Source organism: Ruixingdingia sedimenti (assembly GCF_031432425.1).
In the GTDB taxonomy this organism is placed as follows: Bacteria; Pseudomonadota; Alphaproteobacteria; order Rhodobacterales; family Rhodobacteraceae; genus Ruixingdingia; species Ruixingdingia sedimenti.
Genome location: NZ_JAVKPH010000001.1, coordinates 105,989 through 132,392, shown reverse-complemented (window position 1 = coordinate 132,392; position 26,404 = coordinate 105,989). Strand labels below are relative to the sequence as shown.

General features: G+C 69.8%; 27 protein-coding genes. 16 read left to right on the top strand and 11 right to left on the bottom strand.

Going from position 1 to position 26,404, the window contains the following annotated elements; all coding sequences use genetic code 11:
• Positions 1–70 precede the first annotated feature (70 nt).
• The 3 genes from RGD00_RS00710 to RGD00_RS00700 form a co-directional block, all read right to left on the bottom strand.
• The gene (locus tag RGD00_RS00710; protein WP_310455158.1) at positions 71–1,069 is read right to left on the bottom strand and encodes an alpha/beta hydrolase family protein; all 999 of its coding nucleotides are present in this window, start codon (positions 1,067–1,069) and stop codon (positions 71–73) included.
• A gap of 59 nt (positions 1,070–1,128) precedes the next feature.
• Complete coding sequence (locus tag RGD00_RS00705; RefSeq protein WP_310455157.1) at positions 1,129–1,656, bottom strand: flavin reductase family protein; 528 nt, start codon at positions 1,654–1,656, stop codon at positions 1,129–1,131.
• Between the two features lie 138 nt (positions 1,657–1,794).
• The gene (locus RGD00_RS00700; protein WP_310455156.1) at positions 1,795–2,709 is read right to left on the bottom strand and encodes a hypothetical protein; all 915 of its coding nucleotides are present in this window, start codon (positions 2,707–2,709) and stop codon (positions 1,795–1,797) included.
• Between the two features lie 330 nt (positions 2,710–3,039).
• Between RGD00_RS00700 and RGD00_RS00695 the strand changes: the two genes are divergently transcribed.
• From RGD00_RS00695 to RGD00_RS00685, 3 genes are all read left to right on the top strand, one after another.
• Positions 3,040–3,207: a hypothetical protein gene (locus RGD00_RS00695; RefSeq protein WP_310455155.1), complete on the top strand. Its 168-nt coding sequence runs from the start codon at positions 3,040–3,042 to the stop codon at positions 3,205–3,207.
• 188 nt (positions 3,208–3,395) lie between these two features.
• Positions 3,396–4,475, top strand: coding sequence for a surface lipoprotein assembly modifier (locus RGD00_RS00690; RefSeq protein WP_310455154.1), 1,080 nt, complete (start codon positions 3,396–3,398; stop codon positions 4,473–4,475).
• A gap of 120 nt (positions 4,476–4,595) precedes the next feature.
• Positions 4,596–5,717 carry a helix-turn-helix transcriptional regulator gene (locus RGD00_RS00685; protein WP_310455153.1) on the top strand — a complete coding sequence of 374 codons (1,122 nt, stop codon included), beginning with the start codon at positions 4,596–4,598 and terminating at the stop codon, positions 5,715–5,717.
• Between the two features lie 28 nt (positions 5,718–5,745).
• Here the strand turns inward: RGD00_RS00685 and RGD00_RS00680 are convergent, their stop codons facing one another.
• Genes RGD00_RS00680 through RGD00_RS00670 form a run of 3 tightly spaced genes read right to left on the bottom strand, consistent with a single transcriptional unit; the run spans position 5,746 to position 10,042 of the window.
• On the bottom strand, positions 5,746–6,264 hold the full coding sequence (locus tag RGD00_RS00680; protein ID WP_310455152.1) for a (2Fe-2S)-binding protein: 519 nt from the start codon (positions 6,262–6,264) through the stop codon (positions 5,746–5,748).
• Complete coding sequence (locus RGD00_RS00675; protein WP_310455151.1) at positions 6,252–7,079, bottom strand: FAD binding domain-containing protein; 828 nt, start codon at positions 7,077–7,079, stop codon at positions 6,252–6,254. The genes RGD00_RS00680 and RGD00_RS00675 overlap by 13 nt, the downstream gene beginning before the upstream one ends.
• Positions 7,076–10,042 (bottom strand): xanthine dehydrogenase family protein molybdopterin-binding subunit, encoded by a 2,967-nt coding sequence (locus tag RGD00_RS00670; protein WP_310455150.1) that lies wholly within the window; start codon positions 10,040–10,042, stop codon positions 7,076–7,078. The genes RGD00_RS00675 and RGD00_RS00670 overlap by 4 nt, the downstream gene beginning before the upstream one ends.
• A 403-nt stretch (positions 10,043–10,445) precedes the next feature.
• Between RGD00_RS00670 and RGD00_RS00665 the strand changes: the two genes are divergently transcribed.
• From RGD00_RS00665 to RGD00_RS00630, 8 genes are all read left to right on the top strand, one after another.
• The gene (locus RGD00_RS00665) at positions 10,446–11,312 is read left to right on the top strand and encodes an AraC family transcriptional regulator (RefSeq protein ID WP_310455149.1); all 867 of its coding nucleotides are present in this window, start codon (positions 10,446–10,448) and stop codon (positions 11,310–11,312) included.
• 207 nt (positions 11,313–11,519) lie between these two features.
• Positions 11,520–13,058: an AMP-binding protein gene (locus tag RGD00_RS00660; RefSeq protein ID WP_310455148.1), complete on the top strand. Its 1,539-nt coding sequence runs from the start codon at positions 11,520–11,522 to the stop codon at positions 13,056–13,058.
• Between the two features lie 30 nt (positions 13,059–13,088).
• Positions 13,089–13,889: an enoyl-CoA hydratase/isomerase family protein gene (locus RGD00_RS00655; RefSeq protein WP_310455147.1), complete on the top strand. Its 801-nt coding sequence runs from the start codon at positions 13,089–13,091 to the stop codon at positions 13,887–13,889.
• 73 nt (positions 13,890–13,962) lie between these two features.
• Positions 13,963–15,126 (top strand): ABC transporter substrate-binding protein, encoded by a 1,164-nt coding sequence (locus tag RGD00_RS00650; protein ID WP_310455146.1) that lies wholly within the window; start codon positions 13,963–13,965, stop codon positions 15,124–15,126.
• Positions 15,127–15,156: 30 nt separating this feature from the next.
• The gene (locus tag RGD00_RS00645; RefSeq protein ID WP_310455145.1) at positions 15,157–16,038 is read left to right on the top strand and encodes a branched-chain amino acid ABC transporter permease; all 882 of its coding nucleotides are present in this window, start codon (positions 15,157–15,159) and stop codon (positions 16,036–16,038) included.
• Positions 16,031–17,053, top strand: coding sequence for a branched-chain amino acid ABC transporter permease (locus tag RGD00_RS00640; RefSeq protein WP_310455143.1), 1,023 nt, complete (start codon positions 16,031–16,033; stop codon positions 17,051–17,053). The genes RGD00_RS00645 and RGD00_RS00640 overlap by 8 nt, the downstream gene beginning before the upstream one ends.
• On the top strand, positions 17,050–17,811 hold the full coding sequence (locus tag RGD00_RS00635; RefSeq protein WP_310455142.1) for an ABC transporter ATP-binding protein: 762 nt from the start codon (positions 17,050–17,052) through the stop codon (positions 17,809–17,811). Before RGD00_RS00640 ends, RGD00_RS00635 begins: the two co-directional genes overlap by 4 nt.
• 3 nt (positions 17,812–17,814) lie before the next feature.
• Positions 17,815–18,510, top strand: coding sequence for an ABC transporter ATP-binding protein (locus tag RGD00_RS00630; protein ID WP_310455141.1), 696 nt, complete (start codon positions 17,815–17,817; stop codon positions 18,508–18,510).
• Positions 18,511–18,555: 45 nt separating this feature from the next.
• Here RGD00_RS00630 and RGD00_RS00625 read toward each other — a convergent pair whose 3' ends face one another.
• The gene (locus RGD00_RS00625; protein ID WP_310455140.1) at positions 18,556–19,242 is read right to left on the bottom strand and encodes a type 1 glutamine amidotransferase domain-containing protein; all 687 of its coding nucleotides are present in this window, start codon (positions 19,240–19,242) and stop codon (positions 18,556–18,558) included.
• An 11-nt stretch (positions 19,243–19,253) separates the two neighbouring features.
• Positions 19,254–20,528 (bottom strand): NADH:flavin oxidoreductase/NADH oxidase family protein, encoded by a 1,275-nt coding sequence (locus tag RGD00_RS00620; protein ID WP_310455138.1) that lies wholly within the window; start codon positions 20,526–20,528, stop codon positions 19,254–19,256.
• Between the two features lie 72 nt (positions 20,529–20,600).
• Between RGD00_RS00620 and RGD00_RS00615 the strand changes: the two genes are divergently transcribed.
• Together RGD00_RS00615 and RGD00_RS00610 are read left to right on the top strand one after the other, a co-directional pair.
• Positions 20,601–20,963, top strand: coding sequence for a MerR family transcriptional regulator (locus RGD00_RS00615; protein ID WP_310455137.1), 363 nt, complete (start codon positions 20,601–20,603; stop codon positions 20,961–20,963).
• 80 nt (positions 20,964–21,043) lie between these two features.
• A complete protein-coding gene (locus tag RGD00_RS00610; RefSeq protein WP_310455136.1) occupies positions 21,044–22,471 on the top strand; it encodes a coniferyl aldehyde dehydrogenase in 1,428 nt (475 codons plus the stop codon).
• Positions 22,472–22,481: 10 nt separating this feature from the next.
• On the opposite strand, the gene RGD00_RS00605 is transcribed toward RGD00_RS00610, so the two are convergent.
• From RGD00_RS00605 to RGD00_RS00595, 3 genes are all read right to left on the bottom strand, one after another.
• Positions 22,482–23,528 (bottom strand): YeeE/YedE family protein, encoded by a 1,047-nt coding sequence (locus RGD00_RS00605; protein WP_310455135.1) that lies wholly within the window; start codon positions 23,526–23,528, stop codon positions 22,482–22,484.
• 27 nt (positions 23,529–23,555) lie between these two features.
• Entirely contained in the window at positions 23,556–23,876 is a 321-nt protein-coding gene (locus RGD00_RS00600) for an ArsR/SmtB family transcription factor (protein ID WP_310455498.1), read from the bottom strand.
• Positions 23,877–24,003: 127 nt separating this feature from the next.
• Complete coding sequence (locus tag RGD00_RS00595) at positions 24,004–24,288, bottom strand: thioredoxin family protein (RefSeq protein WP_425603323.1); 285 nt, start codon at positions 24,286–24,288, stop codon at positions 24,004–24,006.
• Between the two features lie 162 nt (positions 24,289–24,450).
• On the opposite strand from RGD00_RS00595, the gene RGD00_RS00590 reads away from it, so the two are divergent.
• The 3 genes from RGD00_RS00590 (at position 24,451) to soxX (ending at position 26,377) form a co-directional block, all read left to right on the top strand.
• The gene (locus tag RGD00_RS00590) at positions 24,451–25,188 is read left to right on the top strand and encodes a cytochrome c biogenesis CcdA family protein (RefSeq protein WP_310455131.1); all 738 of its coding nucleotides are present in this window, start codon (positions 24,451–24,453) and stop codon (positions 25,186–25,188) included.
• Between the two features lie 11 nt (positions 25,189–25,199).
• Positions 25,200–25,763, top strand: coding sequence for a SoxW family protein (locus tag RGD00_RS00585; protein WP_310455129.1), 564 nt, complete (start codon positions 25,200–25,202; stop codon positions 25,761–25,763).
• A 128-nt stretch (positions 25,764–25,891) separates the two neighbouring features.
• Positions 25,892–26,377 carry a sulfur oxidation c-type cytochrome SoxX gene (gene soxX / locus RGD00_RS00580; RefSeq protein ID WP_425603321.1) on the top strand — a complete coding sequence of 162 codons (486 nt, stop codon included), beginning with the start codon at positions 25,892–25,894 and terminating at the stop codon, positions 26,375–26,377.
• Positions 26,378–26,404: the final 27 nt, after the last annotated feature.

Here is a 26,404-nt window from a genome sequence, read left to right as displayed (position 1 = left end):
GAACGGGCGGGGGAAACGCGGTGCGTTTCCTGATCCCACCCGGCCCAGAGGGCGGGGCGATTGCCGCCCCCTATCGGATCCAGTAGCCCGCCTGCCGCAGGGTGTTGCGGACCGTCTTTTCGCGCCGCGGCAGATCGGCCCGGTCGAACAGCGCCCGCACCTTGGCGCCGCGGTTGCGATAGACCATCTCGCGCGCCTGGTCCCAGTCGCGCAGCACGCGGCGGATCTCTTTCTGCCCCGCCACCTCCTCCAGCACCGCCACGGCCCGGTCGCTTTCGCGCGCGTAAAGCAGCGGCAGCGTGCGGTAATGGCAGGTCGCCGCGCCATCCAGCCCCGCCAGCCCCGGCCCCGGCCGCCCGCCGCCGAAGGAATGGATCACCAGCGGCAGCGCCACCTGATCGAGCCATGGGTCGAGCGACTGGCAGGCCAGTTCCACCGGCGGGTCGTCGCGGATCGACAGCGCGTAGTCCGCGAACCGTTCCCCGAACAGCCGCGGGCAGCGGTAGAAGAACCAGCCCGCGTTGAAATAGAGATAGCGTTGCCAGTATTCGTCGGGCTGCGACAGGTCGAGCGTACCCGCGAAATCCAGCCCGAAACGGTCGTAGAGCGATTTCCAGATCCCGCCATAACCCGGCCCGTAAAGCGGCACCACCGGCCACGACCCCTCGCGCCGCATCGAGGCCGCGGGGCGGGCGAAGTCGAAACCGACTTCGGCCAGCGGCGCCGTGACCAGCGTGTCGGTGTCGAAAAAGACGAAGGGCTCGCCCGCGGGCAGGGCGGCCAGCGCCTCGATCTTGTTGCCATAGGGCCAGGACTGGCCGAAATGGCGGCTCTCGAAGGGCACGATGGTCGCGCCGAGGCTTTCCAGAAGCGCGCGCACCGGGGCGGCGGTCACGCGCGGGTCGCTGCGCCAGTTGGGGCCGGGCTGCGGTTCGGCGACGTAAAGCCGCGCGCCGGGGCTGGTGGCGGCCAGCGAGGCGGCGAACAGCACCGCCTCGTACTGCAACCGCCCGGCCTGGGCGACGATCAGGATGTTGAAGGCTTGCGCGGGGGTTTTCTTCCTGGCCATTGCCGGTCTGTCCTGGTCCGGGGGAAGTATAGGGCGAAGGGGGCCGGGGTAAACCCGGCCTACACCGGCGGCGCCAGCCGCCCGTAGCGCCCGGCGGCAAAGCAGAGCGGCCGCCCCAGGCGATGCGCCACGCGTTCCACATGGCCGATGACCAGCGTGTGGTCGCCCGCGTCGTGGCAGGTCTCTGTCCGGCATTCGAACCGTGCGAGCACCCCCGCCAGCAGCGGCACGCCCGCGGCGTTTTCCGCATGCGGCAGGCCCGCGAACCCCGCCCCGCCGCGGACGAACCGCGCGGCCAGATCGCCCTGCGCCTCGGTCAGCACATGGATGGCGAAATGGCGTGCGGCGGTGAAATGGCCGTGGCGCGAGGAAAACTTGCCCGGCGACCACAGCACCAGCGGCGGGTCGAGCGAGACGCTGGCGAAACTGTTGGCCGTGATCCCGACCGCCGCCCCGTCGAGCCCCCGCGCCGTGACCACCGTCACCCCCGTGGGCCAGGCGCCGAAGGCGTCGCGCAGCGCGCGGGCGCCGCCGGGGGTCGGCACGAACACAGTCGCGCCCGGGTCGTGGATGTCGTCTGCGGGCATCGGCCCCTCCGTCGTTCGGGGCCGGTATAGCGGCGCGGGGGCGATGCGTCGAGTGCGGCGGGCGCCCTGCGTCCGGTCGGGTGGAGCCGCGCCCGGCCCGCGCGATGTCCCCGGCGGACCGGCCGCCGGGGGGCGCACTCATTTCGCGCAGGAGGCCATCCAGCCGTCCGCCGCATAGGCATAGGACTGGTTCGCCGTTGCCCGCGCCTCTTGCATCATGCGCTGCGTATCGGCTTTCGCCCGTTCGTAGTCGTTGACGCAGACGGTGTTGCCGGCGGCGCGGGCCTCGGGAAGGCAGATGTCCATGACCGCGATCCCGGCCTTGCCGGCGCACCAGGCCTGGACCGCGCTGCCGTGGACCGAAACGGGCTGTCCCCGGGCCAGCACTCTGTTTCTGTAGCCTTGGAAAGACCGGGTTGCGGCTGCGCATTTCGGCGTCCGTTCGCACGGGCCGAGCCCGTCGCCGCCCGCCCCGCCGCCGCCCGCCGCGCCGCCGCCGACGGCACCGAGGTTGGCCGACAGCGTGTTTTCCTGCGCGGAAAGCCTGTCGGTTTCGTGCTGCGCCATGATCGCCGTGGCCGTGGCCAGCGGCGACCCCTGCAACCCGCCGATCCCGCCGAACGCGCCGAGCGCGGCGTTCATCGTTGCCTGTTTCTGCTGCACGGCGCCCAGTTCGGCGGAATTCATCGCCGCGGCGTCGCTTTTCTGCGCGGCAAGGCGCGTCTGGTCGTTGCTGCACCGCGCCCGGCCCGAAGCGACGACCAGATCGCCATCCGTGCGGAATTGCACATCCATCAGCGCGCCGCGAAAGCCTTCGGCGGCGCAAAGCTCGGCCGCGCGGCGGCGGATCTTCTGGTCGGCCTGTGCACTGTAATTGTGGTGATAGGTCAGGTCGTATTGCCCGGGGCCGGCCTTCCTTTCGGTCCAGCCGAGCGCGCTGCCGGCAAAGCCGGTGCCGAGCGGGGCATAATGTTCGTATCCGCCTTCGTCGAGACAGCCGCCAAGCAGCAGGGGGGAACAGGCCAGCAGGGCGGCCCGGATCGTTGCTTTCATTCCTCGAAGCTCCGCAAATGGATCGGCGAACCGATGCGGCAGCACCGGCGCCGGTCACGGTGATAGCGGCGGATATTGGACGCGCATCCCCCATATGGGTGAGGTTGCGATGCGCCCGGCCCGATATGTTCCCGCCAGGGGGCCGGCGCCCCCGGACAGGCAATTCCGGCCCCCCCGTCGGATCAACCCGGAGGGTTCCATGGGACCGACCATCCGCTTGACGATTTTCACCCGATTCTTCTTTCCCTCGCGGCCTGTCTCGGTTCGAACGAGGGCACGGGTGCGCTGACCGTTGCGGGCACGATCACCGCAGACGGGCTGACGGCCAGCATGACCGGCACGATCTTTGGCGAGAAAGACGAACCCCTGGCGGTCAGCGGGCAGTTCGAGGGCGATTTCCGCGGCGCGGATGCCGAGGTCGTCGCGGGTGTCGGGGAACTCGACGTCGAGCGCGACGAGACCATGGATGCGGTTTTCGTCGCGAACAGGGACGAATAGCCGCCGCTGACTTCTGGACATGCGTTCGCACCGGGGTATCCCCGATACCCGGGGGGCTTTCCGGCCTGCGCCGGTGGGCCCTTGCCGTCATGGTTTCCGCGGTCTGCGGCCTGATCCCGCCCGCGCCCGCCGGGGCAGAGGGCGGGGCGGCCGCGCCGGGGAACGCCTGGGCAAAGGCAGCGGGGCTGATGCGCGCGGGGAAACCGCGCGCGGCGCTGCCGCTTCTGGACGCGCTGCACCGCGCGGCGCCGGATCTTGCGGCGGTCAAGCTGGAACTGGCGCTGGCCCATTTCCGGCTGGAACAGGATGCCGACGCCCGCCGTCTGTTCCGCCAGGCGCGATCCATGAGGCTGACCGACGGCCAGCGCCGGGCGGCAGGGGCCTATCTGGCGCGCCTGCGGGCACGAAACCCGTGGCGGTTCGAGATTTCGGGCGGGCTGGTGCCGCAACGCAATGCCTCGCGCCGGACCGCGGCGGATCGCATCACCATCGGCGGTTTCGATTTCATTCTCGACGACCGGCCGGAATCCGGCATCGGGCTGGATGTCCGGGCGGCGGCGAAATACCGCCGGACGGTCGGCGGGAAAGCCGGGCTCGGCTTCGGCGCGACGCTTCAGGGCAAACTGTTCGAGAACCGCGACTGGAACGATTACAGCCTGACCCTGGACGGGCATCTTTCCCGGGGCAGGATCGCCGATGGCCAGACCACCCTGGGCCTGCTGATCCGGCCGCGCTGGCTGTCCGACCGGCTTTATACGACAGAAATCGGCCCCTATCTGGGCTATGGCCGGATGCTGGGCGAAAAGACCGCCCTCGGCCTGCGGGTCGAGCGGCTGGAACGGCGGGCAGAGACGCCGGGCCGGGCGGATGCCGCGCTCTGGCGCGTCGCGCTGACGCTTGGCCATCGGCTTTCGCCGCAGACCAGCCTGCGCGGCGGCCTGTCCGCGACCCTTGTCCGATCACCGGCCGCGACCGATGCCGCGCGGATCGTTTCCGTCACCGCGGGGATCACGCGCCAGTTCGGCCACTGGCGAATCACGGTGGACGCCGCGCATCTGCGCGAAAGGCGCGCGGGCGCCTCGACGGTTTTCGGCATCGCCCGCGACGAAACCGAAAACCGGTTGCGGCTTGGCATCGCCGGCGGGAAGATTTCGGTTTTCGGCTTCAGCCCGGTCGTCGAGATCGGGCACGAGGAAAGGCGGTCCAACATCGCCGTCTATTCCTGGACCAACGATTATGCCGGGCTCGGCTTCTGCCGTGCCTTCTGAAATCGCAAAGGGGGCGGGCCCCAAGGATTCCGTTTCGGGCGCGGCCCGAAAATAGACGTTGTAAGACGCCATCCTCCTCCGGCAGATATGGGCCGTGTGTGTGTTCCATGGGGTTTTTCCATGCCGCTTTCCGCCCTGCGCGCGATCATTCCCGTTGCGCATGAGGCCGCCCTCGACCCGCGGCGCTGGCAAGAGGTTTCCGACGCGATCCACAGGGCGGCGCAGGGGGTCAGGATCCATCTGCTGTTCTTCGACGCGCTCCAGCCCGGGGTCGAGGTTTCGGTGAATTCCGGCTACGATCCAGATGCGATCCGGCGGTTCGATGCCTATTACGGCGCGATAAACCCCTGGCGCAGCGGCCTGCTCCGGTTCGAGCCGATGCGGGCCGTCACGTCCGAGCAGATGCTGCCGCATGCGGAACTGATGCGGACAGAGTTCCACGCCGACTGGCTCGTGCCGCAGGAAGACATCTCTGCCGGTGCGGGGATGGTGCTGGAACGCAGCGCGCGGCGGCTGCTGGTCGTGGGCGGGCATGTGCGCATGCGCGAGCGCGACCGGTACGAACAGCCATGGCGGCGGCTGCTGGATCTGCTGGGCCCCACCCTGCGCCACGCGGTCGAGGTCAACCGCGCCCTTGCCGGCCTGCGGCTGGAAAACGGCCTGCTGAAACAGGGGATTTCACCGGAGGGCGCCTCGGTCTTCGTGCTGTCCGATGATCGGCGGATCCTTTTCGCCAACGAGGCGGCGGCGCAGGATCTGCTGTCGGGCGGCTTTCTGCGCGGCGATCTGCGCCAGCGTTTGCGGTTGCGCGATCCCCGTGCGCAGGAGGCGCTGGAGGCCGCCCTGCACCGGGTCCGTCCCGGAATGCCGCCCGCGGCGCTGCGGATACCCCATCCCGTGACCAGGACGGTCAGGGCCGCCCATCTGCTGCGGGTGGGGCCCGAGGTCCTGCCCTTCGCCGGGATCGACCCGGTGCGGCGCGCAGCACCCGAGTCCGTCGCGGTTCTGGTCTTTCCGGCGCCCCCGCACGGCGATGCGCTGATGCGGAACTTCGGCCTCACCCCGGCGGAAACCGAGGTCGCGCTGGCGCTCTACGCCGGGCAGACGCTGGCCGAGATCGCCGCGGCGCGCCGGACCAGCATCCATACGGTGCGGGACCAGACCAAGGCGATCCTGGGCAAGTGCAACGTCCGGCGGCAGGCGGAACTGGTGGGGGTCGTCGGAAACGCCCTTGCCCGATGACCGGCAGGGCAGGGGCCCCCGGCGCGCGTCAGGATCCCTGTTCCGCGCCGGTGCCCGCGCGCAATTCGGCGGCTGCCGCCACCGCCGCCGCCACGATGGTGGCATAGCCGGTGCAGCGGCACAGATGCCCCGACAGCCAGTCGCGGATGTCCGGCTCCTCCGCATCGGGGCGTTCGCGCAGCAGCGCATCCAGCGACATCAGGATGCCCGGCGTGCAAAAGCCGCATTGCAGCCCGTGGTGGCGGCGGAAGGCGTCTTGCAGGATGGACAGCCGCCCGGGTTCGGGGGCAAGATCCTCGACGGTGCGGATGTCGGCGCCCTCGGCCTGCGCGGCGAGCGTCAGGCAGGCCCGCGCGGGGCGGCCGTCGATCTGCACCGTGCAGGCGCCGCAGACGCCGTGTTCGCAGCCGACATGGGTGCCGGTCAGGCCCAGTTCGTGGCGCAAGAGGTCCGACAGCAGCATCCGCGCCTCTGCCTGCACCGTGACTTCGCGGCCGTTCAGGCGAAAGCGGATCGGGTGGGCGGTGTCGCGGCTCAGATACGGCATGCGGCGGCCTCCTCCAGCACGGCGCGGCCCAGGCGGCGGACCAGTTCGCGGCGATAGCGGGCGCTGGCGTGCAGGTCGTCGCGGGCGTTGAGCGTCCAGGCGATCCCGTCCAGCGCGTCGTCGAGCGCGCTGTCGCCGGGCGCGGGCAGGGCGAAGCGGCGGGGAATGTCGTCCACCCCGGCGATGGCGAGCGTGGCGCCCGCCGGGCCGACGATCCCGGCGACGGCGGCGATGGCGAAATCGCCGTGGCGGCGGGCGACCTCGCGAAAGGCATGGCCGGTGCCGGGCGGGGCGGCGGGAAAGCTGACGGCCTCGATCATTTCATCCTCGGCGCGGGCGGTGGACATCATGCCGGCGAAGAATTGGTCCGCCGGCAGGTCGCGGGTCTTGCGGCGGCTGCGCAGATGCACATGCCCGCCCAGGGCCAGCAGGCATAGCGGCAGTTCCGCGCTCGGGTCCGCATGGGCGACGGAACCGCAGACGGTGCCGCGCGCGCGGGTCTGGACATGGCCGATCCACGGGATGGCCCTGGCCAGCAGCGGCAGGCGGCGGGGCAGGGCGGGCCAGTGTTCCAACTGCGCCTGCCGCACCCCCATGCCCACGCGGATCGTATCGCCCCGGTCCTCGATCACCGCTGTTTGCGTCAGGCGCAGCGTGTCGATCAGGACGGCGGGCCGGCTCAGGCGCATGTTCAGCATCGGCACCAGCGATTGCCCCCCGCCCAGAAGCACCGCCGCCCCGCCGTGCCGGGCGAGCGTATCCAGCACCTCCGCCACCGTATCGGGGCGCAAAAAGTCGAAGGCGGGCGGTTTCATGCGTTCCTCCGCAGCAGGGCGCGCAGGCGGGCGATCAGGCCGCGCGGGGCCGCGCCGCCCCCGCCCGCATGGCGGGCCAGCGCCTGGAAGAACTGGCCGATCACCACCCGCGCCGCGCCGTCCAGCAACCGCCCGCCGACCGAGGCGACCTTGCCCCCCACCCCGGCGGTATAGCGGTATTCGATCAGCGTGCCGCCGCCGTCGCGGTCCGACAGGGTGATGCGCCCCTCGCCCCGGCCGGACCCGAGCCCGCCCTCGACCACGCCCGACAGGGTGACACCGCGGTGCAGGTCCATGTCCGACAGGCGGATGTCGGCGCGGTAGCGGTCTTTCACCGGGCCGACGCCCAGGGTGACTTCGGCCCGGAAATGGGTGTCCGTGACCCGTTCCACCCCATGCGCGCCGGGGATGATCGCGGCCAGCGTCGCCGGGTCCAGCAGCATGTCCCAGACCGCGGCGCGGGCGGCCGCGACCTCTGCCCGGCCCGCGCCGGTCAGGGCGCGTTCGCCGGGCCGGGCGGCGGGCGGGGCGGGGGCCGTGCCGGTGCGGGCGGGGGGTGTTTCCGGCGGGAACACCAGATCCGCCATCCGCGCGGGCGTCAGCGGCAGTTGCAGATCGCGCGCGCCGGTGGCGTCGGCCACGGCATTGGCAAGGCACGAAGGCGTGGACATGCAGTTGCCCTCGCCCACCCCCTTGGCGCCAAGCGGCGTGAAGGGCGAGGGGCTGGTGAAATGCAGGATCCGCGGTTCCGGTGTTTCCATTACCGTGGGCATCGGATAGTCGGCCAGCGTGCCGGCCAGAAAGGCGCCGTCCTCGCCATAGGCGAATTCCTCGTAGAAGGTCGCGCCCAATGCCTGCGCGAAACCGCCGCGCACCTGCCCCTCGACCATGCCGGGATGCAGGATGGTGCCGCAGTCGTGCATGGTGACATAGCGGTCGATGCGCGGCTGGCCGGTGGTGCGGTCGATTTCCACCCCGCAGAAATCGAAGATGAACCCGTGGCAGAGCGAAGAGTTGACGCCATCCTCGGCCGTCGGCGCCTCGAGCTGGTCGGGGGTCCAGAACACGGTTTCGCTGATGGTCTGGGCGGTGCCCTCGGGCAGGGTGGCGGGGGCCCAGTGGCTGGTGGCGGCGACGCGGGTGAAGGGCAGGGCGTTGTCGGGGTTGTCGCGGTCGGCGATCCGGCCGCCGGCGAACACCACCCGGTCGGGCCGGATGTTCAGCTGCGCCGCCGCGATGGCCGCCAGCCGCCCGCGCAGCCGCTCCGCCGCCATCCGCGCCGCCCCGGCCACCGCACCGGCAAAACGGCTGGAATAATTGCCCGAGGCGATGGACCAGGGGTCGCGGCCGGTGTCCATCTCGGTGTTGACGCGCACGGCCGTCAGCGGCAGGCCGAAGGTGTCGCCCACCACCTGCGCCAGCACCGTGCGGTGGCCCTGCCCCTGCGGGACCGAGGCGACCTTGACCGTGACCGCCCCCAGGGGGTCGATCGCCACCGTCGCCACCGCCTGCGCGCCGTTCTTGGGCCCGGCCTTGGCGCGCTGGTCGGGGGTCAGGACGGTGGTGATATAGCCCATGTTGGAAATCGAGGGCTCGATGGCGACCGACAGGCCGATGCCGTAAAGCCGCCCCTCGGCCCGTGCGGCGTCGCGGCGGGCCAGCAGGTCGGCATAGCCCCCCTCCTCCAGCGCCGCCGCCAGCGCCGCCGGATAATCGCCCGAATCCAGCAGCGCCCCGGTGGCCGTGCGATAGGGAAACGCCCCCGAGGGCACCAGATTGCGGCGGATCACGTCGAGATGGTCGAGCCCCAGATCCTCGGCGATGCGGCGCATCAGCCGTTCCAGCGGGAAATACATCTGCGGCCCGCCGAAACCGCGGTTGAGCCCGGTGGGCGCCTTGTTGGTCAGCACCACGCGGTTGCGGATCGCCACGTTGCGGATGTCGTAGGCGCCCGTCATGTTGCCGTGCATGCGGTAAAGCGTGGCCGGTTCCGGCGCACGCAGATGGGCGCCGCAATCCTCGATCTGGTCCCAGTCGAGCGCGGTGACGCGGCCGTCCGGTTCCACCGCCGCCGACAGCCGCGTGACCCGGTTGGTGGCGGAGACGGAGGCCATCAGATGTTCCAGCCGGTCCTCGATCCACTTCACCGGGCGGCCCGCCGCGCGCGCGGCCACCGCGGTCAGGATCACATAGGGAAAGATCCCCTGCTTGACCCCGAAGGACCCGCCCGAATCCGGCGGCGTGCGCAGGCGCAGGCGGTTTCCCGGCACCTTCAGCGCCAGCGCGCAGACGGCATGGATGGAAAACGGCCCCTGAAAGTTCGCCGTCACGTCATAGGCGTCCTCGCCCGGGTCGTATTCGCCCACCACGCCGTAGCATTCGATGGGCGTGCAGGAATTGCGCGGATAGCGCACCTCGATGGAAATCCGGTGCGCGGCCCCGGCGAACGCCGCCTCGGGGTCGCCATAGCGAAAGCGGCGCTCGTTGATCAGGTTGGTGCCGAGCGAGGGGTGCAGCACCTCTGCCCCCGGGGCGAGCGCGGCCTCGGGGTCGATCACCGGGGGCAGGGGGGCAAGGTCCAGCGCGATCAGGTCCAGCGCGTCCTCGGCGATATAACGGCTGTCGGCCACCACCATCGCCACGGGTTCGCCGACATAGCGCACGCGGTCCCGCGCCATGGGCCAGCATTCGACATCGGCCTTGACCCCCACGGTCATGGGGCGGGTCAGCGCGGCCACATCCGCGCCGGTCAGCACCGCATGCACGCCGGGCAGGGCGCGGGCGCGGGCGGTGTCGATGCCCCGGATCGCGGCATGCGCGACCGGGGAGCGCAGGATCGCCAGATGCGCGGTGTCGCGCCGGACGGGCAGGTCGTCCATGTACCGCCCCCGCCCGGTCAGCAGCGCGGCATCCTCGACGCGGGGAACGGACCGGCCCACGAGTGTTTCGGTGGCGACTGTCACCCCCAACTCCTCCCTCTTCTGCGCGTCCCGAACGGCGGGTGGCGCGGGCCGAGGATCACCGCCGGGCAGGGGGAAGGCGATCCCCTGACGTATCGCGACTTGCCGAGGAGTCTCAAAATGCCCGCCCGCCGGGGGCGCCGTGCCGTGCCGCGCCACTGCCGATCCGCGGAACGGCGCGCCCCGCGCGCGGCTTCGGCGGCGCTGTCCGGTGGCGGGCAGGATGCTGTTTTCCCTTTGAAACGCCCCACGCCCACGGCCCCGGCAGCCACCCCCAACCCCCGCCATGGCAGGCCGCCCCGGGGCCGCTGCGGCGGCCGGTGCGGGGCGGATCGGGGGCGGGGCGGGCGGGGCGTGCCGGAATTGCGATTGGCGCAGGATCGTGTTTTCGTGTAATCCTGCCCGAATGTCGGACGCCCTGCGCATACGTTCCGGCCCCTTCGGCCGTGTCGCCCTGCTGGATATGGACCAGAGCCTGGTCCGCCATGCGCATCCGCATTGCCATGTCCTGCTCAAGGTGGACGGGGCGGATACGCGCTTTCTGGTCGGCGAGGTGGTGGCGCCGCTTTCCGACGAGACGGCGGTGCTGATCAACGCCTGGACGCCCCATGCCTATGTGCACGATCCGGCGGCGCCGCGGACGCTGATCCTCGCGCTATATATAGAACCGTCCTGGCTTGCCGGGTTCCGTGCGAACTGGCTGGCCAGCGGCGGCGCGGGGTTCTTCAGCGCGCCGGTCGGCACGATCACGCCCCGCATCCGCAAGGCCACGGTGGAGCTTGCCGCCTCCATGGTCCACGCCCCCACCTCCACCGACCGGCACGAGGAACTGCTGGCCGAACTCATGCTGGCCACCATCGAGCGGTTCTCGGAATGGCGCAGCGTCGGCGCGGGCCTGCGCGAGGCGGCGCAGGCGCAGTCGATCGACTGGCGCATCCGCAAGGCGATCAGCGTGATCAAGAACGAGCCGGGCAATATCGACAACATCGACCGTCTGGCCGACGCCGCCGGGATGAGCCGGGCGAACTTCTTCCGGGTGTTCGAAGCCTCGACCGGGGTCACGCCGCGCGTGTTCCTGAACGTGCTGCGGCTCGAGATCGCCGCCCATGCCGCCGCCCATACGCGCGAAAGCTTCGGCGATCTTTCGGAACGGCTGGGTTTTTCCAGCCAGGCGCATTTCACCCGTTTCTTCCGCAACCACGCGGGCGTGGCCCCCAGCCAGTTCCGCAACGTGGTCAGGCTGGCCGAAAACGCCGGCTATGGCGGGTTTTGAGACGCCAGGGTAAATCGCGCGACTTTCCGTCATTCCTTTCCCGCCGCCCGCCGACGCAATCTGCCCCCAACCGGACCATCGGGAGAGTCCGGCAGGGGGGCGCGCGGCCGTGGCCGCGCAACGGATCGGGTGCGCGCCCGCGATGCGCCCGGATCCGCCGCCATGCCGTCCCCCCGATGATCCCGGGACGCATGGGGAATTTCGTCGATGCTCGATCTTGGCCGCTCGTTTCTGGCTTCCGTCTCTCGCGATCCGAAGGCGCTTGCGCTGACCGATGGCGCGACCCGTCTCGATTACCAGTCGTGGTTCCGGCAGATCTCGGCCGTGACCGCCGCCCTGGGCGCGATGGGGCTGAAGCGGGGCGACCGGCTGGCAAGCGTGATGCAGAACACCGCCGAGGCGGCGACGCTGCACTGGGCCTGCCAGTTCGCGGGGATCATGCTGGTGCCGCTGAACTGGCGCGCCACGGCCGAGGAACTCGATTTCGTGCTGGAAAACGCCGAAGCCGCCGCCCTCGCCCATGACGGCGCGGCGGCGGAGGCCGTGGCCGCCTCTCCCCGCGCATGCGCCCTGCCGCGCCTTGCCGCGCGCGCCGCCCCGCAGCCGGGGGTGATCGGCTTTGCCGAGGCCGCAGGCGCCAGCGCCCCCGACGCCCTGCCCATGGCCAGCCCCGAGGACTGGTCGCTCATGCTCTATACCTCGGGCACCACCTCGAAGCCCAAGGGCGTGCCGCGCCGCCACAGCGCCGAACGGGCGGCGGCGCTGGCCCATGTCGCGCAGAACCTGATGCCGCGCGGCGAGGCCACGCTCGGGGTCATGCCGCTTTATCACACCATGGGAGTGCGCTCGCTCCTGTCGATTTCGCTGGTGAACGGCGCCTTCCATTGCCTGCCGCGTTTCGACGTGGCGACGGCATTGCGGCTGATCGCAGCGGAACGCATCTCGGCCCTCTATCTGGTGCCGACGCTTTATCACGACCTGCTGGCCCATCCCGATTTCCCCGCGACCGACATTTCCTCGGTGCGCAGGCTCGGCTTTGCCGGGGCCTCGATGACCGACGGGCTGATGGCGCGGATCGAGGCGGCGTTCCGGCCCGACCTTTTCGTCAATCACTATGGCTCGAGCGAGGTCTATACCTTCACCATCCACCCCGCCGCGCCGTCCAAGCCCGGCTCGGCCGGCAAGGCGGGGCTGAACCAGCAGATCCGGGTGGTGCGCATGGGTTCGGGCGACCCGGAGGCGGTGGTTCCCGCGGGGACCGAGGGCGAGATCATCGCCACCCTGTCGGGCGACGAGGCGTTCGAGGGTTACTGGCGCCGCCCCGAGGCGGATGCGAAATCCCTGCGCGAAGGCTGGTACTTCACCGGCGACATGGGCTTCTTCGACACCGAGGGCGACCTGTTCGTCACCGGCCGCGTGGACGACATGATGATCACCGGCGGCGAGAACGTGGCCCCGGTCGAGGTGGAAAGCTGCCTGTCCGTGCACGAGGGCGTGGCCGAATGCGCCGTGGTCGGCCTGCCGGACGAACGGTGGGGCCAGATCGTCACCGCCTTCGTCGTGCCGCGTGGCGCAGTGACGGCAGAGGCGCTCGACGCCCATTGCCGCGCCTCCGCGCTCGCCCCGTTCAAGCGGCCCCGCCGCTATGTCCTGGTCGCCGCGCTTCCGAAATCGCCGGTGGGCAAGCTTTTGCGGCGCAATCTGCTGGCTGGCGACTACACGCCGTTGCCCGGAACCACCGACTGATCCGACGGCATCACTTTCAAGGAGACCAGAATGACCGACCACACCGACCCGCGCCTGAAAGACCTCGACGGTTTCCGCATCGAGATCGACGCGGCGGCACAGCGCGGCGACATCATCCTGTCGCGCCCGCCGATGAACGTCATCAACATGGGCCAGCGCGACCAGCTGCGCGCCGCCTTCGAGGCGCTGGACGCCGACGACCGGGTGCGCGTGATCGTGCTGCGGGCCGAGGGCGAGAACTTTTCGTCGGGCGGCTACATCAAGGGCTTCCTCGACGCCTCGCCCGAACATGTCAGCCACCTGGCCGACAACGTGGCCGCCCCCGCACGGGCGGCAAAGCCGGTGATCGCCGCCAACCAGGGCTATACCTTCGGCGTCGGGTTCGAAATCTCGCTGGCCTGCGATTTCCGCATCGTCACCGAAAGCTGCCGCTATGCCCTGCCGGAACAGAAGCTGGGCCAGATCCCCGGTTCGGGCGGCTCTGCCCGGTTGCAGGCCATCGTCGGCATCGCGCGGACCAAGGAAATCGTCATGCTGTCGCGCCGGATCACCGGGCGGCAGGCGGTGGACTGGGGCATCGCCATCGACTGCGTGGCCGATCAGGCGGCGCTGGACGCGGCGGTGGCGAAACTGGTGGCCGAGCTGGTCGAATTCTCGCCGCTGGCGCAGCGCACCGCCAAGAAGCTGATCAACGACAGCGAGAACGCCACCGTCCAGACCGGGATCGAGATGGAGGGCCATTGCTATGCCCGCCTGCGCCAGTCCGACGACTTCCGCGAGGGCGTGCTGGCCTTTCACGAAAAACGCAAGCCGGGCTTCACCGGAAGCTGAACCACGGCCCCGGCCGCGCGCGCCGGAAGGGCGCGGGGCCGGACCGTTCGACATGCAACAGGGAGGAACAACGATGAAACTCTTCACCACCACCGCATTTGCCGCGCTGATCGCCGGGGCGGCCATGGCCCAGGACGGGCCGATCAGGATCGGCGTGCTGACGCCGCTTTCGGGTACCTATGCCGGCATCGGCCAGCAGGTGCGTTGGGGCGTCGAACTCGCCGCGGCGGAAATCAACGCCAATGGCGGCATCGCCGGGCGTCAGGTCCAGCTCATCTTCGAGGACGAGGAGGCCAATCCTGCCGTCGCCGTCCAGAAGGCCGAAAAGCTGTTCTCGGTCGATAACGTCGATTTCCTGACCGGCACGGTCAACTCGGGCTCGACGCTCGCCGTGGGGCAGGTGGCCGAACGGTTCGACCGCCTCGCCTCGACCACGGTGTCCTTCGCGGATTCGATCACCACCGCCCAGTGTTCGCCCAACATGTTCCGCGTGAACGCCCGCGCGGGCCAGCAATCGGCCGCGCTGGTGGCCTGGCTCGCCGCCGAACGCCCCGAGGCGAGGGTCTACTACCTCGGCCCCGACTACGAGATGGGTCGTTCGACCGTGGCCGCCTTCCGCGCCGCCGCCGAAAAGGCCGGGGCCAGTTCGGTGGGCGAAACCTTCGCGCCGCTGGATTCGATGGACTACAGCCAGTATTTCGGCGCGATCCGTGCGGCGCGGCCCGATGTGCTCTATACCTCGGTCGCGGGCAACGACACGGTGCGCTTCTTCACCCAGCTGGAAGAATTCGGCCTGCGGCAGAACTTCACCATCCTCGGCGCCTCTGGCACGGTGACGGCGCAGAACATCGACGCCATCGGCGCGGCCGCGGACGGTTTCCTGACCGGCGTGGGCTATTCGGTCCAGATCGACACGCCCGAGAACAAGGCCTTCGTCGAGGCCTTCCGCAAGGCGAACAGCGCCGATCCCGACCTTTACGGCGCCGACAGCTATGGTCTGCTGTTCGCCTACAAGGCGGCGGTCGAAAAGGCGGGCGAGACCGGCACCGATGCCGTGCGCACGGCGCTGCGCGATCTGGAATGGCAGACGCCGCAGGGCGTCAAGGTGATCCGCGGCGGCGACCATCAGGCCGTGCAGCCGATGTATGTGGTCGAGATCGCCGGCGGCGCCTTCGACATCCGCTCCACCGTCGCGGGCGAGGATGCGATCGGCCCCGACCTCTGCGAGCGGTTCTGAGAAGGCGAGGCCCCGACAGGCGGAAATCCCATGGATTATATGCAGTTCGTCCTTGCACCGCAGATGCTGAACGGTCTGGCGCTCGGGATCTCGGTGATCCTGGTCGCGCTTGGCCTGACCATCATCTTCGGCCTGCTCGATGTCATCAACATGAGCCATGGAGAGTTCTATGCCGTCGGGGCCTTCGGGGCCCTGGCGCTCGGGGCGCTCGGGTTCAACTACTGGGTGCTCATCGCGCTCGTGCCGCTTTTCCTCGTGCCCGTGGGCGTGCTGGTCGAGCGGCTGCTGATCCGGCGCGTCTATGACGGGCCGGACCGGCATGTCTCCACGCTGCTGCTGACCTTCGGGCTCGGCCTGATCATCGAGGATCTGCTGAAGATCCTCTTCGGGCCGAACACGCAGCGCCCCGCCAATCCGCTGCCCGGCGCGACCGAGTTCCTGGGCATCGTCATTCCGACCTACCGGCTGTTCCTGATCGGCATCGGCATCGCGGTGATCGTCGCGGTGGCGCTGGTGGTCTATCGCACGCGGCTCGGCGCCATGGTGCGCGCCGCGGCCTTCGACCGGCAGATGGCGGCCTCGCTCGGCGTCAGGGTCGGCTGGGTCTATTCGGGGGCCTTCGCCTTCGGCATCGCGCTGGCGGGGCTTGCGGGGGTGCTGCTCGCGCCGCTTTATTCCGTCTTTCCGACCATGGGGCGCGATTTCATCCTGCTGGCCTTCACCGTGGTGATCGTGGGGGGCATGGGGTCCATCTGGGGCGCGGTGGTCGCGGGGGTGCTGCTGACGCAGGTGCAGGCGGTCTCGGCGCTGTTCATCTCGCCGGTCTGGGCCGATCCGCTCGTCTTCGGGGTGATGGTTCTCGTTCTCATGTTCCGCCCGCAGGGCATTTTCGGGAGGATCGGCCATGCATGACCGCCTCGACATCTCGATGAAGGCCAATCACCTGATCGGCGCGGTCATGGCCGTGGCGGTCCTGGCCGCCGCCGGCGCCTTTGCCGCCACCGGCAACAGCTTCTGGATCCGCCTCGCGACCGAGGCGCTGATCCTCGGCGGGCTGGCGCTTTCGGTGGACATCCTGCTTGGCTATACGGGGCTTCTGTCGCTCGGCCAGGCGCTTTATTTCGGGGTGGGGGCCTATGTGTCGACGCTGATCCTGCGCGACACGCCCTCGTTCTGGCTGGCCATGGGGGGCGCGGTTCTGGCCAGCCTGCTGGCGGGCGTGATCGGCGGGCTGATCGCCAACCGGGTGCGCGGCGTCTATTTCGCGCTGATCACCTTCGGTCTGGCGCAGGTCATGGCGAACATCGTCTACAACACCCGCGCGCTCGGCGCGTCGGACGGGCTGATCGGCGTGCCGGTGCTGGAGATCGATCTGGGCCTGACCACCGTCGATGCCGGAAATCCGCTGCAATTCTTCCTGCTGACGCTGGTCGTCATCGTCCTGCTTTACGCCGCCATCGGCTATCTGCTGTCCACCCCCTTCGGCCGGGTGATCCAGGCGCTCAAGGCCAACGAAAAGCGCGTGGGCTATCTGGGCTATTCGGTCTGGGCGCCGCGGATGGTGGCCTATGTGATCGCGGCGCTGGTCGCGGGGATCGCGGGGGCGCTCTATCCGATGCTGCGCGGTTTCGTGTCGCCGGAACTGATGTTCTTCGCGGCCTCGGGCAATGCCGTGGTCATGGTGATCGTCGGCGGTGCGGGCACGCTGGTGGGCGCGCTGTTCGGGGCCATGCTGATCACCTTTCTCAAGTCCTTCATCGGCAGCCTGACGGAACATCACCACATCTTCATCGGCCTGATCTTCATGGCCTCGATCCTGTTCCTGCCCCGCGGGATCATCGGCAGCGTGAAGCCGCCGGTGGAACGCGCGCTGCGCCGGCGCGAGGCGCGGGCAGAGGCCGCCGCCGCGAAAGGAGCCCTGCGATGAACGCCGCCCATCATTCCGCCGGCGACGTGCTGGCCGTCGAGAACCTCGGCATCGCCTTCGGCGGCCTCAAGGCGGTGGACGGGGTCAGCTTCGGCGCCGCGCCGCGGGCGATCACCACGGTGATCGGGCCGAACGGCGCCGGAAAGACCACGCTGTTCAACCTGATCTCGGGCGCGATCCGGCCCGGTGCCGGCCGGGTCCGGCTGGAGGGCCGGGATGTCACGGGCCTGTCGCCCGCGCGGTTGCAGCGGGCGGGCCTTGCGCGGTCGTTCCAGATCACCAACCTGTTCTTCGACATGACCGTGCGCGAGAACCTGCGGCTGGCCGCCCAGGTGCTGGACCCGCCGGGCGCGATCTTCCGGCCGCTGTCGCGCACCAGCCGCGCGGCGCTGAAGGTCGAGGAACTGGTCGAGCGTTTCGCGCTCGGCCCCAAGATCCACGAACCCGTCAAGGCGCTGTCGCACGGCGAACAGCGCCGGCTGGAAATCGCCATGTGCCTGGCGAGCGAGCCGCGCGTGCTGATGCTGGACGAGCCGACCCAGGGCATGAGCCATCAGGACACCGAGGATACCGCCCGGCTTGTCCGCGGCCTGACCAAGGAAGTGACCATCCTGCTGATCGAACACGACATCGGCCTTGTCATGTCGCTGTCGGACCATGTGGTGGTCATGCACCAGGGCCGCCGCCTCGCCGCGGGGACGCCCGCCGAGGTGCGGGCGGATCCGGCGGTCCAGGCCGCCTATTTCGGACAGGGATAGACCATGACGCTGGAAATCACCGGGTTGAACACCCATTACGGGCTGAGCCACGTTCTCCAGGGTATCGACCTGCGGGCCGAACCGGGCGAGGTCGTCGGCATCTTCGGCCGCAACGGCGTCGGCAAGACCACGCTGCTCAAGACCATCGCGGGGTGGCTGAAACCCTCGTCCGGCAGCATCCGGTTCGGCGGGCGCGAGCTTGCCGGTTCGACCCCCGACGAGATGTGCCGGGCGGGTTTCGGCTTCGTGCCCGAGGACCGGCGGATCTTTCCGGGCCTGACCGTGCGCGAGAACCTCGAAATGGGCCTTCTCGGCCTGCGCGAAAGGCCGGGGCGCGATCCGCTGGCGGCGGTGTTCGACCGTTTCCCGCGGCTGGCCGAACGCGCGGGGCAGGCGGGCACCACGCTTTCGGGGGGCGAACAGCAGATGCTCGCCATGGCGCGGGTGATGCTGGCGAAACCGGATGTGGTGCTGATCGACGAACCTTCCGAGGGGCTGGCGCCGATGATCGTGGCCGAGGTCTTCGGCATCATCCGCGACATGTGCGAGATGGGCGTGATCGTCCTTCTGGTCGAGCAGAACGTGCACGAGGCGCTGGCGGTCAGCGACAATTACCTGCTGATCGAACGCGGCGCCGTGGTGCTGCGCGGGGCGGCCGATACCGACGAAACCGCGCTGATGCAGCGCCTGCATATCTGAACCGGCCGTCCGGCCGCCGGCCGGACGGCCCCTTCCGCGGGGCCGTCACCCCGTCAGCTGCCGGACGACCTGCCGCGCCGTGGCCTTCGCCGAACCGGGGTTCTGCCCCGTGACCAGCCGCCCGTCGGCGACGACATGCGGCACGAAGGGCAGCATCGCCTTGCGGTACTGCGCGCCGCGGGCCTTCATCTCTGCCTCGGCGTTATAGGGCATGATCTTCGCCACCCCGGCGAGCACTTCCTCGGTCCAGGAAAACCCGGTCAGCCGCCGCCCGGCGACCAGCGGCGTGCCGTCCGACAGCCGGGTGTTCAGCAGCCCGCAATACCCGTGGCAGACCGAGGCGACGATGCCGCCCCGTTCCCAGATCGCGCGGGTGATCGCTTGCAGGCCGGCGCTGCCGGGGAAATCCCACATCACCCCGTGTCCGCCGGTGAAATGGATCGCGTCATAGGCGGCGGGGTCGATCCGGTCGGGCGCGGCGGTGTTTTCCAGCAGCGCCATCCGCGCCGGATCGTTCAGCCAGGCGCGGGCCGAGGCATCCAGCAGCGGCCATTTCAGCGCCCGCGGTTCCAGCGGTACGCGCCCGCCGGCCGGGCTCACGATGTCCTGCGCATGGTCCCGGGCGGCGAAGATGTCCCAGGCATGGGTCAGTTCCGACAGCCACAGGCCGGTCGGATGCGCGGGGTCGGCGTAGTGGCCGGTGTTGGTGACGACATGCAGGATGCGTTTCATGGCCCATCCTCTCACGTCTGCCCGCGCCCGCGCAACCAGGCGCGATAGCGGCGGCTGCGGTGCCAGGTGCGGATCTGGTCGCAGGCCAGAACGGCGGGCGGCCATGCGCCGGGCTTCGGCGCCTTGCCCGCCCCCAACCGGCGCAGTTGCAGTTTGGCCATCGCCATGGTGGCCAGACTGGCCAGACGGCTTTTCCAGCGCACCTCCGGCACCTCGGCCACCGCCTCGCCGTCGCGCCAGCGGTTCGGCAGGTCGGGCGCAAAGGCAAGCGCCTGCGCAAGGCCGACCATGGCGACGCCGGGGCGGCCGTTCTCGGGGGCCAGCGCCGCCTCTGCCGTGGCGCGGCGGCGGATTCCGCCCGTCACCAGCACGGGCATCTGCGCCACCGCCGCCACGTCGCGGGCGAAATCGACGAAATAGGCTTCGCGCGCATGGGTGCTGGCGCGGGTGCCGGGGTCGGCGGGGCGGCCGTGCATGGCCGGGCTTTCATAGCTGCCGCCCGAAAGTTCCACCAGATCGACCGGCAGCGCGTTCAGCATCCGCACCACGGCCACCGCATCCTCCGCCGCAAAGCCCCCCTTCTGGAAATCCGAGGAGTTGAGCTTTACCCCCACCCCGAAGCCCGGCGCCACGCGGGCGCGGATGGCGCGGACGATCCCGACCAGCAGCCGCGCGCGGTTTTCCAGCGGCCCGCCCCACCGGTCGCCGCGCCGGTTGGTCAGCGGCGACAGGAACTGGCTGAGCAGATAGCCGTGCGCGGCATGGATCTGCACGCCGTCGAACCCCGCCCGTTCCGCCAGCGCCGCCGTATCGGCAAAGTGGCGGATGACCTCTTCGATCTCGGCCTCCGTCATCGCGCGGGGCGTGGCGAAGATACGGGCATAGCCCCCCATCGCCATCGGCACCGCAGAGGGCGCAAGGGCCTCGGCGCTGGTCGCGGCAAAGACCTGGCGGCCGGGATGGTTGATCTGCATCCAGAGCCGCGCGCCGTTCGCCCGGCCCGCCTCGGCCCATTCGCGGAACGGGCCGAGCGGTTGCGCCGCATCGAGGATCACCCCCGCAGGCCCGGTGACGGCATCGGGCGCCACCATGACATTGCCGGTGAGGATCAGCCCCGCCCCGCCCCCTGCCCATGCGCGATAGAGCCGCCGCAGGGCGGTACCCGGCAGGTGGCGGGCATCGGCCATGTTTTCCTCCATCGCCGCCTTGGCGATGCGGTTGGGGATGACCTGCCCGTTCGGCAGGCGAAGCGGCTGGAACAACGGGGCGTCGGCGGGTGCGGACATGCGACAGATCCTTTGAATCGTGACGCAAGGCGATATAGGCTTTGAACCTAGGTTGAAGGTCAAGGGGCCGGCATGAAAATCGGTGACATCGCCCGGGCGGCGGGGGTGACGACCTCGCGCATCCGGTTCTACGAACGGCGCGGGATCATCGCCCCGGCCGCGCGCGGCGCGAACGGCTATCGCGATTATCCCGCCGACCTGATCGCCATCCTGCGCTTCATCGAACAGGCGCAGGGACTGGGCTTCTCGCTGAAGGAAATCGCAAGTGTCGAGGTCGCGGGGGGCGCGCATCCCATTTCCTGCGACGAGGCGATCCGCCTGCTGTCGCGCAAGCTGGACAGCGTTGCCGCCCTGATCGCCGAGGCCGAAGGCCGCAAACGCCGGATCGAGGCGCTGATCGCCGAATTGCGCGAACGCCGGCAGGACGCGGCGTAAGCCGGCGAAGTTCGGGCTTGACCTTGAACCGCGGTTCAAGGGCTAGTCTGCCCCGGATGGCCCTTTTCGCGGGATGGACGATGACGGATTTCGCACAGGCAGACGAAACGGCCGACATGGCGGCGCTGCTGGAACGCCAGCGCCGGGCCTTCCTGACCGAGGGCGCGCCGGATGCGGCGCAGCGCCGGGACCGGCTGTCGCGCCTGCGCGCCGCGACCCTTGCCTGGCGCCGCGATCTGGCCCGCGCGGTCAGCGCCGATTTCGGCCACAGGTCGCGGCACGAGACCGACATCCTCGAACTGGTTCCGGTCATCCAGGCGATCGACTACCTGCACCGCAACCTGCGCCGCTTCATGCGCCCCGAACGCCGGCATGTCGCGCTTGTCCATCGCAGCGGACGCGCCTGGATCGAATATCAGCCCAAGGGCGTCGTGGGCGTGATGGCGCCCTGGAACTATCCGGTGTCGCTGACGCTCGTGCCGCTGGCGACGGCGCTGGCGGCGGGCAATCGCGCGATGCTGAAGCCGTCGGAACTGACCCCGCGCACCAGCGCGCTGATCGCCGGGATGATTGCCAATACCTTCGCGCCCGACGAGGTGGCGGTGGTCCGGGGCGGCCCCGAAACGGGCGCCGCCTTCAGCCGCCTGCCCTTCGACCATCTGCTGTTCACCGGCAGCACGGCGGTCGGACGCAAGGTGATGCAGGCGGCGGGCGAGAACCTCGTGCCGCTGACGCTGGAACTGGGCGGCAAGAGCCCGGCCATCATCGCGCGCGGCCATGTCAGCCGCCGCACGATGGACAGCCTCGTGTTCGGCAAGCTGGCGAACGGCGGGCAGACCTGCGTCGCGCCCGATTACGCGCTGGTGCACGAGGACGACCTCGACCGTTTCGTCGCGGAATACGGTGCGGCGGTGGCGCGGTTCTACCCGGACGGACCGGCGAGCCCCGATTATACGTCGATCATCGGCGCGGCCCACCACGCGCGCCTGACCGGCCTGCTGGCGGACGCGCGCGCCCGGGGGGCGCAGGTCGTCGAGGTCGGCCCCCGGCCCGAGACCGCCGCGGCGCGCCCGCATACGCTCGCCCCCGCGCTGGTGCTTGGGCCGCCCGAGGATTGCGCGCTGATGCGCGAGGAAATCTTCGGCCCCATCCTGCCCGTGCAGACCTATGCCACGATCGACGCGGCCATCGCCCGGGTGAACGCCCGCCCGCGGCCGCTGGCGCTATACTATTTCGGCGACCGGGACGCAGACTGCGAAAGGCTGCTGCAACGGACGACCTCGGGCAATGTCGGCATCAACAATACGCTGATGCATGTGGCGCAGGACGACCTGCCCTTCGGCGGCATCGGCCCGAGCGGCATGGGCGCCTATCACGGGATCGAGGGGTTCCGCGCCATGAGCCATGCCAAGGGCATCTTCGCCCAGGGCCGCTGGAACCTGCCGCGTCTGCTGCGCGCGCCCTTCGGCAGGCTTGCGGATCTGGCGGTGCGGGCGGTGCTGCGATAGCGGGCGGGGGTTATTCCGGCTGGAACCCGGCGATCAGCTGACGCAGGCCGACCAGCGCGCCCACCACGATCGCCGCCAGCGTCACCGGCGCCGACCAGGCGAGGGTCGCCATCGCCGTCACCCCCTGACCCACCGAACAGCCGATCGCCGTGACCCCGCCGATCCCCATCAGCGCCGCCCCGCCCACCTGACGGCCGAGTTCGCGCGGATCCTCGCAGGCTTCCCACCGGAAAAGGCCGCGCACGGTCGAACCGATCAGCGCGCCCACCATCACCCCCACGACCGAGCCCACCGAAAAGGTGATCCCGCCCGCGGTCGAGGTCATCAGGAAGATCAGCGTGCGGCCGACCGGGGCGGTGAAGGATGGCCCCTCCACCCCCACCGCGCCGAGGCTCGCGTCGTAGATCCAACTGGTGCCAAGGAAGGTCCAGACCACCGCCGCGCCCGCCGCCGCGCCCCAGGCGATCATGCCCGGCGCGGCGCGCAGCGGCGCATGCGACAGCGCCCAGGCAAGGCAGCCGAACCCGATCACCGCCACGATCAGCACCGCGGGCAGGCCGGTGAGGCCGGTCAGGTCGTGCACGATCCCCTGCGGCCCCATCGCCTCGGGCTGCGGGAACAGCGCCGCGCGCAGCGGGCCGAGCGGCCCGGACAGGGTGATGAAGCCGAAGATGCCCATCACCACCACCACCACCAGCGAGCGCAGGTCGCCCCCGCCGAACCGCACCAGCGCGCCGAAGCCGCAGTTGCCCGCCAGCGCCATGCCATAGCCGAACACCAGCCCGCCGACGATCGAGGCCAGCGGGTTCCATTCGATCGCATGGTAGAAGCTCGCGCCGATCTCGATCAGCCCGGCCATGGCGCCGAACTGGGTGCCGAGGATCGCCACCCCCAGCACCACGCCCCAGAGCCGCAGCCGCCGCTGATCCTTGCCGTAGACCGCGCTTTCCAGCGCGCCGAGGGTGCAGAAATCCCCCAGCCGCGCGGCGAGCCCCAGCACGATGCCGCCGCAAAGCCCCACAAGGGCCGCCAGAACGCCGAACGGAAGCTCTTCCATAACCCCTCCCTTGCGCCCTGCCGCCGGTCAGCCCGCCGGGCCGAACAGCCGTGCCAGAAGCGCGACCATCTCGACCACCTTCGGGTCGAGAATCGAATAATAGATCGCCTGTCCTTCGCGCCGGGCGCTGACCAGTCCCTCCAGCCGCAGGCGCGCCAGTTGCTGGCTGACCACAGCCTGCCGCGAGGACAGCAGGTTTTCAAGCTCGGTCACGCTCTTGGGCCCGGCGCACAGGTGGCACAGGATCGTCAGCCGCCCGTCATGGCCCAGTGCCTTGAGGAAATTCGCCGCCTCGCCGGCCTGCGCGATCAGCGCCTGCGTGTCGGCGGCGGGGATTTCCGGGCTCATGTCGTGGGCGGCGTCGTTCAAGGGGCTGTTCCGGTCAGGTTCGGCCCCTTGATGCGGTGCAGGCGCGGTTTCTGCAACGAAAACCGACAGCCGCGCGCGGATTGGTCGCCCCGGGCGGCCCTGCGCGTCAGTCGGGCGGGGGTTCTGCCTCGCGGATCAGCGCCGACAGCAGGGGCCAGAAGAAATCCTCGCCCGGATAGCCCTCGATCCGGCCGGTCTCGGCGCCGTCCGCGACCAGCACGAAGGTCGGCGTGAAGGTGGCGGGACGGTCGAGCGTCAGGCCCTCGGGCAGGGGCGCACGCAGTTGCAGCCGGCGCAGGGGCGCGGCGCGGCCTTCGTCGGTCAGGGGATATTCGGGGGCGATCTCGGCGTTCCAGCGGGCACAGTAGATGCAGCCGGGCTGTTCGAACATCAGCAATTCCAGCTCTGCCGCCAGGGCGGGCAGGGGCAGGGCGAGGGCTGCGCAAAACGCGAGGGGGGCGAGGCGAGGTGTCATTGACAGAATCATAAGTAGATAGAAATATCCTAATATGATTTGCCCCTCCGGGCAATCCACCGTGTCGGGAGGGTACGGATGCTGGAAATCAGTTTCGGCGGTGCGGCGCTGGCGGGGCTTCTGTCGTTCCTGTCGCCCTGCATCCTGCCGATGGTGCCGTTCTACCTGTCCTACATGGCGGGCCTGTCGGTGAAGGAGTTGCGCGAGGGCGAGGCGATCGCCCCGGGGGCGCAGCGGCGGCTGGTGATCCAGGCGGTGGCCTTTGCCCTGGGCGTCACCACGATCTTCGTGCTGCTGGGGCTGGGGGCCACCGCGCTCGGCCAGGTGTTCCTGCGCTGGAAGGAACCGCTGTCCTGGGTCGCGGGCGGGGTGCTGATCCTGTTCGGGCTGCATTTCCTGGGCGTGCTGCGCATCGGGTTGTTCTACCGCGAGGCGCGGGTGCAGGCCGACAGCCAGCCCACCACGCTGATCGGCGCCTTCGTCATGGGGCTGGCCTTCGGGTTCGGCTGGACGCCCTGCGTGGGCCCGGCGCTGGCGGCGATCCTGATGGTCGCGGGCGGGATGGGAGAGATCTGGCGCGGTGGGGCGCTGCTGCTGGTCTATGGGTTGTCCATGACGCTGCCCTTCGTCGTCGCCGCGCTGTTCGCGGGGCCGTTCCTCGGCTGGGTCGCGCGGCACCGGGCGATGATGGGCTATGTGGAAAAGGCGATGGGGGTGATGCTGATCGTCTTCGGCCTGCTGATCGTCACCAATTCCGTCAACCTGATCGCCGACTGGATGATCCGCAATTTCGACTGGTCCGCCACACTGAAGTAGGAGTTTTCGCCATGGCCTTTCTGCGCCCCCTCGCCGCCGCGCTTGCCCTTGCTGTCGCCCTGCCGGTCGCCGCGGCCGATCTGGGCGATGACGGGCTGCACAAGCCCGACTGGCTGCGCGAGACCTTCAAGGACCTGCGCGAGGATCTGGCCGAGGCCAATGCAGAGGGCAAGCGGCTGCTGATCATCGTCGAACAGCGCGGCTGCATCTATTGCAAGAAGATGCACGAAGAGGTCTTTCCCCAACCGCAGATCGACGCGCTGATCCGCGACCACTACTTCGTCGTGCAGATGAATCTGTTCGGCGATGTCGAGGCGACGGATTTCGACGGCACCGCGCTGTCGGAAAAGGACATGGCGGTGCGGTGGGGGGTGATGTTCACGCCCACGCTGATCTTCCTGCCCGAAGAGGTGCCCGAGGGGGAAACCACCGCCGATGCCGCCGTGGCGATGATGCCCGGCGCCTTCGGCCCCGGCACGACAGAGGCGCTGCTGACCTGGGTGCGCGACCATGGTTACGAAAATGGCGAGCATTTCCAGCGGTTTCTGGCCGGCCGGCTGCAAGCGGCAGACTAGGCGCCGCGCCGCGGCAGGGCGGGCGCAGAAACTCGCGTACATATGAATATTCACGAATACATATGTTTCTATTGCGCGACACCTCGCCGCAGCCTATCCTGCACCGGACAAAGATCAGGGAGGATCGCATGACTCGCCAGCTGTGCCCGCCAGCAGTGTTGGCCCTGGCCTTGGCCGCCGCGACGGCAATGCCCGCGGCGTCGGAAACGGCGCCCACGGAAGTCGTCTTTGCCGATGGCGCGGTCGAGGTCTCGTTGTCCGGCACGCCGGGCAACCCGGAAGAGGGCGTGAAGGTGATGACCACCGCCGCGCTCGGCAATTGCGTGGCCTGCCACCAGATCGCGGCGCTGCCGGACGTGCAGTTTCCCGGCGACATCGGCCCCGCGCTCGACGGCGCGGCCGACCGCTGGACCGAGGCCGAACTGCGCGGCATCGTCACCAACGCCAAGATGACCTTCGAAGGCAGCTTCATGCCCGCCTTCTACAAGACCGAGGGCTTCGTCCGCCCCGGCGACGGATACACCGGCAAGGCGCCCGAAGCCGCGCTGCCGCCGATTCTCACCGCCCAGCAGATCGAGGATGTCGTGGCCTATCTGCTCACCCTCAAAGAGTGACGGGCCCCAAGCGTTAAGGAGACGACC